The sequence below is a fragment of the Lysinibacillus sp. NPDC094403 genome (assembly GCF_050278745.1).
Classification (GTDB): Bacteria; Bacillota; Bacilli; order Bacillales_A; family Planococcaceae; genus Lysinibacillus.
This window is the reverse complement of the sequence record NZ_JBNNTL010000029.1, coordinates 1-14,231: the sequence shown is the minus strand read 5'-3', so window position 1 is coordinate 14,231 and position 14,231 is coordinate 1. Positions and strand designations below refer to the sequence as shown.

The following is a 14,231-nucleotide window of genomic DNA, read 5'->3' as shown; positions in this document are numbered from 1 at the left end:
ACTTAGAACCTTATTTTACTTCTCAATGGTGCTGCACTGATTTTGCGCTTCCTTGATGGCTAATAGGTAGCATTTGAAAAGCATGTTTTAATTAATCTTTTTTAAAAACACGCTCTTTTCTTTTGTTCGTAAATTACTAGCATTAATATAATTAAATCTCATTTCAAAGCTACAACAATGTCTTAGTTTTTTGGGGATTATCACTTACTTGTTTCTTCCATAAATTATAATATAAACCCTTTTCTTTGATTAATTGTTCATGATTTCCCCTTTCACATATATAACCGTTATCTATTACAAAAATTTGATTTGCCTCCTTAATTGTTGTTAACCTATGAGCGATGACAATAGTAGTTATACCGCTTTTCTCTATATTTTCATGTATTTGTTGTTCTGTATGTGTGTCTAATTGACTTGTTGCCTCATCTAAAATTAACAAAGAAGGATTTTTTACTATAGCTCTAGCAATCGCTAATCTTTGACGTTGACCTCCAGAAAGGTTTTGTCCATTTTCTCCAATTATAGTCTGAAGACCTAGCGGCATTCTTTCTATTTCTTTTTCTAAATTAGCTAAGCAGATTGCTTTTTGTAGTTGCTCTTTTTCTACTTTGTCAAAAAAGCATAAATTGTTTTCAATTGTATCATTAAATAAAAATGTATCTTGTAAAACAACACCAATATCTTTTCGAACATCTTTATAATTAATTTCAGTATGTTTAATATCACCGTATATAATATTACCTTCTGTTGGTCTATATAGTCCTAAAATTAATTTTAATAAAGTAGTTTTTCCACTGCCTGTGGCTCCTACTAAGGCTACTTTTTCTCCGGGATTAATAGTTAATGATATCTCTTGTAAGACTTTTTCAGAGTTGATACTATGTGAAAAATTAACTTTATCTAAGATAATTGATTTACTTAAAACATTATTATAGTTTTTTATTGTATTAATTTGTTCTGGTTTTGAATTCATTACGTCATTTAATCTTTCAAATACACCATTTAATAGTTGTAACGACTGTATATTTCCAATTATAGAACCCATAGGAGATAAAAAAGCCATAGCTATAAGACTGAAACTCATCAATTCTCCAATTGTTAAATTATTATTCAATACTTCTTGAATTCCAACCCATATTAATAGAATAGGTGTAACAATACGTATACTACTAATTATGCTATCAAGTATCCCACTTAATTTGAAAATATTTGTGAATACATTCATTTGATTAGTGAACATATGTGACCATTTTTTAAAAATACCTTCTTCTTTACCAGTAGTTTTGATGAGAATTATAGATCTCATAGCTTCCATTAAATAACTTTGAATTTCTGATTGAATTGCTAAATCTCTTTGTGTTAGATGTTTTACATGTGGGATAAATAGTAACATTAGTATTACTTGTATAATTGCAATAATAAAAGTAATACTAGTTAATAATATAGATTGTTTAAACATGACTATGCCATATATTGCAAGCATGGTAATGTCTAGTATAAACGCAGATCCACTACGTGCTAAAATTTCCCGAACAGTAAAAATATTATTCATACGAGAAGCTAGATCACCAGTGGCTCTTTGTTCAAAAAAATTAAGTGGTAATTTAAATAATCGTTCAATAAATTGTGTAGACAATTTGGTACTTATAAATCTTTGAAGTCTAACGCTTAAATATATACGACTGTATGTAATGAAAAAATTAAATAAAAATATTAGTATAATAATCATACCTATTATATCGAATAGATTTTCTTTATCTTTTAGTAAAATGTTATCTACTAGTTCTTGAATTAACAAAGGACCTGTTAAACTTAACAATTGAGAAATAAAAGATAAGAATACAATAGCTAGAATTATTTTAAGATTACTTCCAATATATCGCTTATAGTAGTACCAATTCGGATTAGAATAAACTTTCTTTTTAATTGACTTATTTGGTGTAAATTTCAACACTATCCCATTGAACTTATCTTGCAAGTCTGACATTGTTATTAATTCTTTACCCTTAGCAGGGTCTACAATTTTAGCCTTATCATCATGCCATCCTTCTAAAACGACATAATGTGAATTATTAAAGTGAAGAATAACTGGTAATTCAATCTTATTTCTCAATTCGTTAACAGATACTTTGAATGCTGCACTAGAATATCCATATTTTTCAGCAGTATTTTTTAAAACTACTGCATTTACTCCATCTCGATTAGCTCCACATTGTTCACTTAGTTGATACAACGGAACAGGGGAACCATAGTATTTCATAATCATAGCTAGACAAGCGGGGCCACATTCATTTTGTCCCATTTGATAAATTATAGGGACAGCTTTCCTTTTTAAATGTTTAATCATGGCATTATCCCTTCATTTTTTATAACGAACCTCATGAATAATCACTACCGTTATATAACGATAGTGATTATTTAGGGTTGAAAATTTACACGCTTATATAGCGTATCTGATAATTATTATTTCACTAAGGATGGCATTTCTATAGGAGGCTGTAACCTAATGATAGATGGTACAGATATGGGATCGTATTGTCTTAATAGGCCAAATCCAATACCTGCCAACCCAACCATTAAACCAGTAGTTTCACAGTTCCTAGATAGTCCACAACGTCTACCTTTGGTCTTAATTTCTAACAGAGCGGTTATTGCTGCATCTTCGGCTAATTTTCTCCATTTTTCTTCTTTCAAAACATCACTTGCAAATCTAAGAATATCAATGTTTCCAAAATCACCGTGACACAAAGAATGGTCGGCTCCAAAACCTTCTTTTAAAGTAGTTTCCAATCCTACTCTTATTTCCTCTTGTAACAATGTATCTTTTACATTGTCTCCAAGTAAAAGGAGACGACTTAATACAATTCCTGAAGCACCGTGGCACCAAGCAGCTGGTACCTTACCATCTTTCTCAATTAATTTAGCCCAGTTTTTGCTCTCTTCTAGAAACAAACTTCTTTCATAAATTAAAGCCTCATGTACTATGTCTGAAAAACGGCAATCTCTTGTTACTGCAGCTAACTCTGAAAGTGCCCAGCTGATTCCTGCTACTCCATGTGCAAAGCCAGCCAAAGGATCACTAGAAACGGATACTCTCCATCCTACGCCATTATCTCCCATAGGTTCAGCTACTTCTAATAATCGCTCCCCACATAATGTAGCTCCTTTTAAAGCTAATTCGTTTCCTGTTAGGCGATAAAAATCTAAAAGAATAATTAATGTTCCGGCAGAACCACCTATAATATCTAAAGCTTCATCTTTAGGAATCATTTTAATTAATTTTGGTAAAAAGGAAGAAATTTCATCTAACAGTTCCGGTTCTTGTAAAATTTCAGCTAGATGTTGAAGTGCATAAATACAAGAGCCCATACCTGTAAATGCACCAATATCGGGAGTTTCCACTTCAGAACTTATATAATTAAGAGCACGTCTTACTGGAATTAATGAACGTTTGGCAGCTTCTTTAAAACGTATTTCACCAGTCACTTTAGCTAAATATCCATAAAAAATGGCCATCCCACTAACTCCATCGTATAAATCTATTCCTACAGGGGCCAATCTCCACTGAACTTCATTAATGCCTACTAAGTTAGTTCCAATCCATCCTAAATCAATCTCTTCTTCATTGATACCAGAAATTGATTTAGATAAGAGATAATCGCCTATTTTTATAGCTTCAACTAAAAAGTCCTCGGGAATATAGTCTCCATTTTTTGAATCGATTGAAGGAATAAACCTATTCTTATTTCGTTCTTCTTTGGAGTCTATAGCCAGCATTGACAAACGGATTACATTTAACTGTTCCTGACAGTCTTCTAAATTTAAACTTTCAATCTTATCAAGAGTTATACTTAAGCAATCTTTTTCAAAAAAATTTTCAATACATCTTCCTTCACTATCCCACAAATGTATTTCACTAGGTTTTGATGTGAAATATGGGATATCTCCTTGAAGTAAGTCTTTTTTTTCTGAATTCATGGCATGCATTAACTCAGGTCTTGCGATAGAATCTATCCAAAGTTTATTTAGTAGCATCTCTCTATCTAATGAATCTCTCAAAAAATCAGGGTGAGTACTAATATTTAATAATTCGCCATATCTTTCAGTTGCACGGAGAATATGTCTTACTTCAATATTAAAAAATAATTTGATTTGTGTTTTCACTATCTCTTTATTATTAATGAGCCAATGATAAGTATCCCGAAAACCATTTCCGATATTTTCTATATAGTCGACTACATTCACTTTATTTTCATTTAGAGATGGAGTATTGTTTCCACCTGAAATTTTCACATAATTTCTTACAACCTGCATAATGTCCGTATTTTTGTCTTCTACAATAGACACTTTTTTTGGATATAATTGTTCCTTTACTTCTCCTAATCCACTAAGATCCGCATTATTTTCCTTGTTTGTTACTAAGCTGGGTAAAATTCCTGTTGAAAGAACAGAATTACCTATAATATGTGTTGCCTTTTGATATGCTGTTTTAATTTGTGGGTTTTGACTATATTGTTGATGAAATAGTGATTCTAAGTCTACCAAAACAGGGTATTCACCTGACGCAATTAAATTTTCATAATGAAAGTCTGTAGCACTCAGTGCATTTAACAAAGCTAATTGACTTCCAATACGCCAATAAAATCTTTCTATTTCATCTTTTGTTATACAAGGCTTTTCTTCAATAAATTCAACCCAACCATAAGTATTACAATTAACAACCTTCATTTCATAGTGGTAAAGATCTCTTTCTTGATGTTGATTAAAAAACTTTAGAAATGCTTGAAATTGCACATCTATACCTAAGGGCCTAGGTTTATAAACCACTTTAAAACCACTATCGAAAGTTAATATACTAACTGTACGACCTCCACAATGCGAATCAGATAATCCCATTTGAATATTTTTAAGGTGACCTAACTCTTTACCATCATTGATCTTTTGGGACAATAAATGTTTATCATTTTCTAACCTATCAAATATTTCTATAATGTTATTTATCCACTGTTCACATTTGATTGCCATTAGACGGGTTAAAACAGGGTATTCCGTATATATACTTTTTAAATATTCTGTGTCATTTAACATTACTTCTTCAAAGTATTTATAACGTTCCTCGGACGTATCCCCTTTTAATTTCCCGGAAACCCGTGCAACATTTAACTCTAAAACTACTGTTCGGTAACAAGTTACGATTAATTGACTAATAAGTTGATATAATATAATAATTTCAATTTCATTATTAATGGGGCTAATATTTAATTCATTTTTTTTGATAATATCATTCATTTTAAAGCCTAATCTTCCCATTGCTGTTCTTAAAAAAGGTTGTATAAACCCAATAAAATGTAGATTATCTTTTGGTGAATACTTTAAAAAAGGTTTAGGAATTTTAATATGGGAATATTTTTCTGAAAATAATTCATCTATGTATTGGAACCATTCTTCTTTGTTTAATGGAATGTTTTCTTGAATCGTTTCATGAGTGGATAGTTTGAAGAGGTCACCTTTTTCAATATTTGAAATAACTTTGTTTACTTTGTAAAATTCCTCAAGTTCTGTATCGGGAGAATAATTACTTGACCAAAATTTTATACGTGCTTCTCCAAGCGCTATATTATCTATATCATTAATTTTTCTTTCATGAATATATAAGGATTTTTTTATTGCATCTATAGCATTTCTCATGAGATCACCCTTCCCTTGTTTTGAAACTTATTATGATTTTACAAATAAATAATCTGTATTAAGTAGTAAATATGTAACAATTTCAATTACATGTATTTTTGTTTTAACATACAATATTATTAAGATTTCTCTCAATAATATTGTATGCATAATCCGTTTTCTAAACGCTGCCATGAATGAATATAGGAATATTTCTTATAACCACACGTGTTATAAAATATCCCTACTTATTAACAGCCAAACCAAGGAATACCTGTACATTTACGTGTTGGACAGAAATCACATTCCACACTGTATGTACAAACGTTTCCTCCAGACTTTGCTGGTTTTAAACCTTGTCCAGCGCCTTGTACATCGTTTAATTCTGCATCAGAAAGCTCTGTCATAACATCTCCCGCAGGGTTTTGCGGTAAATTATTTAATACTAGAGATGTCCTAGACATAGGGTTTTTCCAAAATTTAATTACATCATTTGTCGCCATGTTTTTCACCTCCTTTCAATTATAAATTCTGATAAGATATTAAAGTTAATTGCAAAATTTTAATATCTATCTATTTTAGTAGTCATTCGCACAGTCCAATTATAAAAATTAATGGTATTGTTTTCTATATATTCCAGATAAAAAGATAGATTTGTAGGACAAGAGGTAACTTTTTTGTCATGAGGAGTTATATTTTATCGTTGATTAGCGAAATTTATGTGGTAGATTCTTAATATATCGCACGTGACGACGCCAAAAGTTCATGTAGATAGTGCCGCCAATCCATTGACAGGACATCATCAAGAAACAGACGTGTAAAACCTGCAAAAGATAAGTGCTTCACCATCTTTTTCTGCTGGGATCGTCTGTGTAAAAAATTCAGTAAAACGTAGGCAATCAGTGTAGCAAAGGGATAACTAATACTGCATTGGGTGTCTCCAAACAATACCAGCTCGTTTAAATGTTTAATCCAAAGAAAATGATGCGAGAAGCCATTAATACTTAGTGATAGAGGCTATCAATAATATACATCAAAAGGATTTTAGCGAATGATTAAACGGCTTGAGCCCTTTAGAATTCAGGGCTCAAGCCGTTTATTACATTTTTATTATTGCCATTGTCTACTTGACAGGGAGCAGTCCATTTATTGAACACTTGGGCGTATTTAAGAAGGATTCTAAAATTTTCTTATTTGAGTTAAATTCATACTAGAGGGCTCCTTTTCTTTCAAGACCCTTAACATCCTTCAAACAGGAATGCTGCACCAAACCAAGTAGTCAAACCTTTTATTACATATGGCAATCAAAATGGGAATCGTCAAATCAAGGTAGTGTCTTAAGCAACTAGACGAAGTACATAAAGTAGTACTAAAAAAAAGAAAGGGTAATTTTTGTTCCTTTTCCTAATTCACTTTCTATAAAAATTTCGCCATTATGTGCCTGAATGAGTTGTTTAGCAATTACCATTCCTAAACCTGTACCACTATAGGATTGTTCTGTGTTTGTTCCGCGATAATATCTATCAAATAAATGTTCCTGTGTTGATGTAGTCATTCCCACCCCATTGTCTTGTATGATTATATAAAATACTGGAGAAGATCTGTCTAAATTAACCATTTCGTTACTTTTAACTTCTATATTGACTGTTGTATCCCTAGGATTATGAATAATAGAATTCATTATTAGATTATCAATTGCACGTTTAAACCAGTTTGGATCTAATTCATAATATAAAATAGATTGATTTGAAATAAAATTTAGTTGTTGATTTTGTGTAAAAGGGAGATTAGCAGCATCAATAACAGATCGTCGGACAATTTCAATTACATCATTATTAATTCTTTTTAAAGGAAGAGCCTCATTTTTTAAACGAAAGGTTAAATTAAAATCTTGAACTAAGTCTTCCATATACTTTGCTTTGTCACTAATAATTTGAGCAAATTCTATTTTCTCTTCATTAGTCCAAGTATATTTTGCAGATACTAATATGTCTGCATATCCTATAATAGAAGAAAGAGGTGTTTTTAAATCATGTGATATCCCAGTCATCCATTCTTCTCTTGTTTTTTCAAGTTTCTTTTGATTTTCTATATTCTTTTTTAATATTATTGTAAGTTGATGCAGAGCAAGAACTACTTCATGGTAAATACGAAATCTTTTTTTTATTTGCCCATTCTTTTTTTGGCTAATAGGTTTTCCATATTTATTAGCAGGTTCATGGTATGAACCACTAGCTAAATTCTCAATCCAGTATATTATATGTAATAATGGACTCCCTAATCTTTTCCCAAAAAGCCACGCAGTAACAATTACTAAAATAAAACTACTAATTACAATACCAAAGAAAAAATATAATTTCTCTTTAGAGTTTATTGATAGATATTTTCCTAAAGTGGGCATTTTTTTTCCTATAAGCCAAGTAAATTTATTCCCCTTCTGGTTTTTATAAATTGTATTAAAATAGTATCCAGTAATATTTGCGTTGTTAGCATAATAAATTATTTCACCTGGTGCATAATGAGTTGGAATGTCTACAGGCCTATTAAAATGATATATTTCATCTCCCTTAGAATCTAAAATTTGTATCCAATATCCTTCTGTTTGGATTGCTTTAAGTGTTTTTTTTGATATAAAAATTTTGTTTTTATTAAATGTAGTAGATGTAACTATTGTATCGATAACTTCACTAGAAATATTATTCACATTTTTTTCTTTCTCTAATTTATAAATCATCATACGTTGAGTTAGTAATCCGAAAAATATAAAAAATATAAATAAGATAAATAGCCACGAGAGAAATTTCCAAGTTAATCTTTTTTTTAAATTCATTTTATTCAGCCATTCTTACTGATTTAAGTAATTTATAACCCAAGCCTCTTTTAGTAATTAAATAAGAAGGTTGACTTGGATTTGGTTCAATTTTTTCTCTTAGGCGATTTATGTGAACTGTTACAGTAGCCTCATTACCATAACTATCTTCTCCCCAAATTTGTTCGTATAATTGTTTTTTACTAAAAATAAGATTGGGGTTTTTACACAGAAATATAAGTAATTGCAATTCTTTTGTAGGGCAGAATATTTCTTCCTTATTAACAATTAACCTTCCACTTCTTTCGTATATTTGGAAATATCCAAAATCATAAGAAGTATCATCATTAGAAAACTCTGTTAGCTTTTGTCTCCTTAGCTGTGCTTTAATCCTTGCTATTACCTCTAAATGATTGAATGGCTTTGTAATATAATCATCTCCCCCACAATCAAAACCAGTTAATTTGTCTATGTCATCAACTTTAGCAGTTAAAAATAAAATAGGAACAGAAGTTTTCTTCCTTAGTTCATTACATAAAAAAAAACCATTACAATCTGGTAACATTATGTCCAACATAATAAGATCAGGATGAATTTTTTCACATAAAAGAATAGCATCATGACCATTTGTTGCAGTATATATATACTCAAAACCTTCTTTTTTTAATAATAGTTGCAACAATTGTAATATTGAAATCTCATCATCTACTAAAAGTAATTTAATATTCTTCAATTTAATGCCTCCCTCAATAAATGTTTTTTATCAATGGCTCAAGAGATTCAGAGTGTTTAAAGGAATTTTCTAAACCCATCTTAATTATAAATATACCAAATTTCTCATTATAACGTACTTAATCGCAACCAATTATTAACATGTTTTATATCATCTAGAAAATAATGAGTATTTTTCACATAGGAAACAAAAATAGAATTATATAAAGAAGTATTTTGCAAAGTATCTACTAAGTTATACTTATTTTATAAATTATAAGTTCAAAAATAATCAAACTTTTTTTAAGAAGTTAATCTGCCACATTCAAATAAGAGCCTGTGTTGATCAATATTTTTCCTATCAAGGTTAATATCATTAATTTGATCAAACTTTATTACAAAGCTACACCAACGAGTTTATAGGCAATCACTCAATTCGTCCAAGGACTTTTTTTTGTGCTCTTTTTAAAAGAAAATAGCATAAAATTGGACAGCGTAGAATAGAAAACTATAGAAAAGCAATAATTTCTTAAGCAATAAAGTAGGGTAGAAAACAATAGCGAAGATTTCCGTAGAATAGGAGGCGATAGCGTGGAACAAACGATATCAATAGAAACGCGTATTCAAGAGGTACTCGCTAATAATCCATTATTTCAAGTAATCCAGGAAACACCAGCTGAGCAGCATTTTTTATCAGAGTCATATTTAGACGAATTGATTGAGAAGCGTACCTCGTAAAAAGTTAGGTGTTGGGAAGACGAACAGTACTAAGAGTATTAAAGTACCATCTGTCATTCATAGTGAATTTAATTTACTAGGCTCCTTTATGGATGAAGGTAAAACCTATGTCATTTTACAAAAGCTGATTGATAGTTATGTGCACAATGAACTAACAGATCGTCAGCAACGTCAGTTCGAGTTTATGGTTGAAGCATTTCATGAAGATAAATAAAAAAGTATACCTAACAAAAGTAGAAATTTCTACTTTTGTTAGGTATATAAGACAAAATACAAAAAGAAAACTCATGTACTAAGCGACATAGGTTAAGCATTTATTTGACGATTTCAGAAAAAAAGAAATTATCTACATATTTTGTCTAGACAAAATGAAGGGGCCATATATAATCCTGAGCCTCATGGTACCTAGCAAATGGGATTTTAAATGGTTTCTATTTTCATATTTTTGTATATCAATATATACATATACGAATGAATACCAAACGACATGGACTATATAACACATTCGAATTAATATAAATGAAAAGCTATTTTTACGCTTCTCACTTTTATACTCATTATAAAAACTCATCCACATCGTTCGTTCTTAAATTAATATAATGTTCCATTATTGTCTGGTGGGATTTATGACCGGACTGTTTGGCAATCGTCGGAATATCAGCACCCTTTTTATACATAGTGGTGATCTGCGTTTTGCGAAATGTGTAAGGCGCAAAACCAAGCCAACTCTGTATCGCTTGATTATAGCTCACTTCACTAATTTTTCTGCTTGTATGATTGCCCCATTTGTCAGCTGCACCGACAAAATAGTCATTTGGCTCCAGTTCACACGACTGAATATATTTCTTTACTGCCTGCACACATTCAAGTGTCAGACGTTTTTCTTTCATTTCCCCTTGCTTCACCATCATTACATACACAGTACGATTCTCTAAATCAAAGTCACTTACTTTTAACCTAACCATTTCCGACGGCCGATTGGCTGTAATCAAATTCACTAAACAAATAGCACGCTTACGAATATCGCTTTTTTTATTAGTATCGTAGCGATCAATCAGACGTAAAACATCCCCTTGCTTTTCAGCTCGAATTCCTCGCATCGGTTTTAAACGAAGATAGGCTTCTTCATCGTACAGTCCTCGTAGCATTTTCACCTGCGCCCCCTGTTCAGGTGTTATGTATAACCCATGCTCATTTGTCAACCAGTATTTCACTCCGGCAATTCGTCTATTAAATGTAGAGAGTCGCACCTGTTGCTGTGTGATCAATTCATGTAAATAAATTTCCAGTGAATCAAAATCTAATCGCAAAAAGTGACGCTCACAAAATGTCTGGAACAATTTAAAATCGGATTTGTACATTTCTAATTTTTTCACTTTCATCGAGCGAAGTGTTTCATCTTTTTGTTGCTTCATTTTAAATTGTTGCAGCGAGAATAAATTTTCTTCCAAATAGCTCCTCTCCTCTCGATTAACTTTATAAATTTATAAACATTTCAAAAGTAGAAATTTCTACTTTTGAAATGTTTTCTTTTGATAGAATTGAATCTCCTATCCAGAACAAATGTTTCATTCAGTGTACCATAATCAACCTTAAACAAGGAACATTTTTTAAGGTTGAGATTATAAAATTTTATCCAAATTTATGATAAACAAAAATTACACTTTTTGTTTATTTTTAATGAAATCTCATTTTTTTATATAGTCGGATAAATAGACAAAATAAAAAGATTTCTTGTTTGCATCGAATTTGCAGAAGAATTATTTCTAAAAAGTCCCATTACGAAAAAATCAACGAGCCGCAAAACCTTACATTGAACAACTATTAAAGGAAAAAGGGCCGCGTATAGAAATCTTACGGCTCAAAGATTTATTCCAGCTACGAAAGAGAAGTAAACGCACAAAACACTAAATAGATAGTATAAACTCAAAAAAGTAACGCTGGAAATGACACGTTTAGAGCAATCGAGTTGGATAGTTACCTGTAAAGTAGAAATTCGATTGTTTCAAAGCTACTTCTAAACTTTTAATTTTTCTCAAGAACACAATAATATCAACCCAAGATACTAATTTTCATTATTTGGGTTATCCTGTTAAAAAACTGCAAATAAAAAAGCCGAGGAATAAATCCTCGACCTACTTATTTTGCCTAGCGACGTCCTACTCTCACAGGGGGAAGCCCCCAACTACCATCGGCGCTAAAGAGCTTAACTTCCGTATTCCGTATGGAAACGGGTGTGACCTCTTTGCCATCATCACTAGACATATTGAAAGAAATTGTTCTTTCAAAACTGGATAAACGTGCATTGAATGTTTCAAACATTTTGGTTAAGTCCTCAATCGATTAGTATTCGTCAGCTCCATGTATCACCACACTTCCACCTCGAGCCTATCTACCTCATTGTCTTTGAGGTATCTTACTTACTTGCGTAATGGGAAATCTCATCTTGCGCGGTCATCTTGGTGGTCGACCAGCAATTAATCCAGATACCAAGCGGCGTATAATCAAATTGTTTGAAAGTGGTGAAAGTGCGACAGATATTGCAAAAGAGTATGGAATTGGATGAAGTACGCTTTATAAGGTATTGAAGGAAAAAGATTAATATATATTACTTATGCTATGGAGAACCATATAATAATGAAATGGTTGAAATACACAATTGCATGTTTCTAATTGATTTAGATACTCGCTTTTTAAATAGTTAAATATCCTAAAAGGTGGTTTCCAATGTTGAATGCTTATAAAAATAAAAAAGCTTTACAAATGCAAAAGGTATATTTTTAACTGACCTAAAAATATACCTCTTATAATTAAAATAATTTGGCCACCTATTTTGTATTTTTTAATATATTTATAAAAAGCTACGATCATATCGCTCTAATTTTCTGGAATAATTTCCCTCTTTAGGTTCAAGGTTATATTTTTCCTTTAAAATCAATGGCAATTCAGATTGCTTTGAAAGTTGTAATAGATGTTCTTTTTCATTTCGTAAATACCCATGTAATTCCACACCTAAAAAATATCTATTTCTTAAAGGAAGTAGTGACCTTTGTACTTTTTTATTTGTATTCTTTAAGAACTCTTTAATTTTCGCTTCTATTTGTTCAAGAATTGATAGCATTTTTTTTAATTTTGTTGTGCAATTATCATAATCATCAAAAAGAATTGTTTTATAAAGATGTTCAAAATTTGGTTTATGTCCTATCAATTGTTCATATACAAAGAGTAGATTGTTAATTTTCCCTTTTATTAGAATAAGTTCTGATAGAATTCTTTTATAGCTTTCACGAAATCGATTTATTTCATAATCAACTTCATGGTCTTTTTCTAATTTCCATTTTGGTAATGTTTTATGTTTTAAACTTAAATCATAGAGACCGAGACCTAATACTTCATAATGTATAGAGCTTTTCTCACCTACATAAATACTATTTGCATGGTCACTTATTCTCTCTTGTAAATATAATTCAATCGTATTTTGAGTTTTCAACGGATTCACCTCTTTATTTTTTTGGGGGGTGGATAATTCAAAAGTTATTGAACCTATATATAAGCCACGTTTTATATTGATTGCCAAATCGTTGCTGCTAGGATTTTAATTTGTTCATTTCCACTATCTAAGCATTTTAAAGGACACCCCATTATTTACAATAAATTTCCAATTTAAAGTGAAGCGTTACAATAATATCGTGGTCACCAAATAAGTAAGATTCAATTTCAGCTATTTTTGAATAGTAGTTCCTGTTAGATTCCTAATTCCTGGATATCCAATTTGAAATAATACTATTTGCTAAGAAATCCTTGTACGAGTCAATGTCGTCGTGAAAACTCTTCATCTGAAAAAATTCCCCCAACCCTAAACTCCTTTCGGATTCTTAGGGGATATTTATGAGTTATTCTCAAATACATAATAATTCCCAAAAAACATAAAAATCAAATCCAAAACTAAAAAAAGTTCCTCAAAGTTTTAGAAGTTGATAATAAGATTGATACAGTTTATAAAGTTATACCTTTATAAAACAAAAAAGCCAAGGATTAAATCCTCGACCTACTTATTTTGCCTAGCGACGTCCTACTCTCACAGGGGGAAGCCCCCAATTACCATCGGCGCTAAAGAGCTTAACTTCCGTGTTCGGTATGGGAACGGGTGTGACCTCTTTGCCATCATCACTAGACATATGAAAGAATTATTCTTTCAAAACTGGATAAACGTGCATTGAATGTTTCAAACGTTTTGGTTAAGTCCTCGATCGATTAGTATTCGTCAGCTCCATGTGTCACCACACTTCCACCTCGAACCTATCTA

The 14,231-nt window shown here is 31.1% G+C and carries 10 protein-coding genes and 2 rRNA genes; 3 read left to right on the top strand and 9 right to left on the bottom strand.

The window, feature by feature from the left end; translation table 11 throughout:
* Positions 1 to 169: 169 nt before the first annotated feature.
* From ACQKMV_RS22805 to ACQKMV_RS22785, 5 genes are all read right to left on the bottom strand, one after another.
* Complete coding sequence (locus ACQKMV_RS22805) at positions 170 to 2,347, bottom strand: peptidase domain-containing ABC transporter (protein ID WP_427506685.1); 2,178 nt, start codon at positions 2,345 to 2,347, stop codon at positions 170 to 172.
* Between the two features lie 116 nt (positions 2,348 to 2,463).
* Positions 2,464 to 5,688 carry a type 2 lanthipeptide synthetase LanM family protein gene (locus ACQKMV_RS22800; protein ID WP_427506684.1) on the bottom strand — a complete coding sequence of 1,075 codons (3,225 nt, stop codon included), beginning with the start codon at positions 5,686 to 5,688 and terminating at the stop codon, positions 2,464 to 2,466.
* A 230-nt stretch (positions 5,689 to 5,918) separates the two neighbouring features.
* Positions 5,919 to 6,170, bottom strand: coding sequence for a plantaricin C family lantibiotic (locus ACQKMV_RS22795; RefSeq protein WP_427506682.1), 252 nt, complete (start codon positions 6,168 to 6,170; stop codon positions 5,919 to 5,921).
* Between the two features lie 866 nt (positions 6,171 to 7,036).
* Positions 7,037 to 8,497 (bottom strand): sensor histidine kinase, encoded by a 1,461-nt coding sequence (locus tag ACQKMV_RS22790; protein WP_427506680.1) that lies wholly within the window; start codon positions 8,495 to 8,497, stop codon positions 7,037 to 7,039.
* Between the two features lies 1 nt (position 8,498).
* Positions 8,499 to 9,209, bottom strand: a complete 711-nt coding sequence (locus ACQKMV_RS22785) for a response regulator transcription factor (protein ID WP_427506679.1) — start codon at positions 9,207 to 9,209, stop codon at positions 8,499 to 8,501.
* 569 nt (positions 9,210 to 9,778) lie between these two features.
* On the opposite strand from ACQKMV_RS22785, the gene ACQKMV_RS22780 reads away from it, so the two are divergent.
* Both ACQKMV_RS22780 and ACQKMV_RS22775 read left to right on the top strand, forming a co-directional pair.
* Positions 9,779 to 9,925, top strand: a complete 147-nt coding sequence (locus tag ACQKMV_RS22780; RefSeq protein ID WP_427506678.1) for a hypothetical protein — start codon at positions 9,779 to 9,781, stop codon at positions 9,923 to 9,925.
* Complete coding sequence (locus ACQKMV_RS22775) at positions 9,906 to 10,139, top strand: hypothetical protein (RefSeq protein ID WP_427506677.1); 234 nt, start codon at positions 9,906 to 9,908, stop codon at positions 10,137 to 10,139. Before ACQKMV_RS22780 ends, ACQKMV_RS22775 begins: the two co-directional genes overlap by 20 nt.
* A 343-nt stretch (positions 10,140 to 10,482) precedes the next feature.
* Here the strand turns inward: ACQKMV_RS22775 and ACQKMV_RS22770 are convergent, their stop codons facing one another.
* Both ACQKMV_RS22770 and rrf (ACQKMV_RS22765) read right to left on the bottom strand, forming a co-directional pair.
* Positions 10,483 to 11,376 (bottom strand): tyrosine-type recombinase/integrase, encoded by an 894-nt coding sequence (locus tag ACQKMV_RS22770; protein WP_427506675.1) that lies wholly within the window; start codon positions 11,374 to 11,376, stop codon positions 10,483 to 10,485.
* 695 nt (positions 11,377 to 12,071) lie between these two features.
* Positions 12,072 to 12,187, bottom strand: a 5S ribosomal RNA gene (rrf, locus tag ACQKMV_RS22765).
* A 169-nt stretch (positions 12,188 to 12,356) separates the two neighbouring features.
* On the opposite strand from rrf (ACQKMV_RS22765), the gene ACQKMV_RS22760 reads away from it, so the two are divergent.
* Positions 12,357 to 12,491 (top strand): helix-turn-helix domain-containing protein, encoded by a 135-nt coding sequence (locus ACQKMV_RS22760; RefSeq protein WP_427506673.1) that lies wholly within the window; start codon positions 12,357 to 12,359, stop codon positions 12,489 to 12,491.
* 285 nt (positions 12,492 to 12,776) lie between these two features.
* Here the strand turns inward: ACQKMV_RS22760 and ACQKMV_RS22755 are convergent, their stop codons facing one another.
* Positions 12,777 to 13,502, bottom strand: a complete 726-nt coding sequence (locus ACQKMV_RS22755; protein ID WP_427506671.1) for a hypothetical protein — start codon at positions 13,500 to 13,502, stop codon at positions 12,777 to 12,779.
* Between the two features lie 482 nt (positions 13,503 to 13,984).
* A 5S ribosomal RNA gene (rrf, locus tag ACQKMV_RS22750) occupies positions 13,985 to 14,100 on the bottom strand.
* Between the last annotated feature and the right edge of the window lie 131 nt (positions 14,101 to 14,231).

Excerpts from the sequence above, each read along its gene's own strand:
- ACQKMV_RS22805 (WP_427506685.1), bottom strand. The coding sequence starts at position 2,347 with ATGATTAAACATTTAAAAAGGAAAGCTGTCCCTATAATTTATCAAATG.
- ACQKMV_RS22800 (WP_427506684.1), bottom strand. The coding sequence starts at position 5,688 with ATGAGAAATGCTATAGATGCAATAAAAAAATCCTTATATATTCATGAA.
- ACQKMV_RS22795 (WP_427506682.1), bottom strand. The coding sequence starts at position 6,170 with ATGGCGACAAATGATGTAATTAAATTTTGGAAAAACCCTATGTCTAGG.
- ACQKMV_RS22790 (WP_427506680.1), bottom strand. The coding sequence starts at position 8,497 with ATGAATTTAAAAAAAAGATTAACTTGGAAATTTCTCTCGTGGCTATTT.
- ACQKMV_RS22760 (WP_427506673.1), top strand. The coding sequence starts at position 12,357 with ATGGGAAATCTCATCTTGCGCGGTCATCTTGGTGGTCGACCAGCAATT.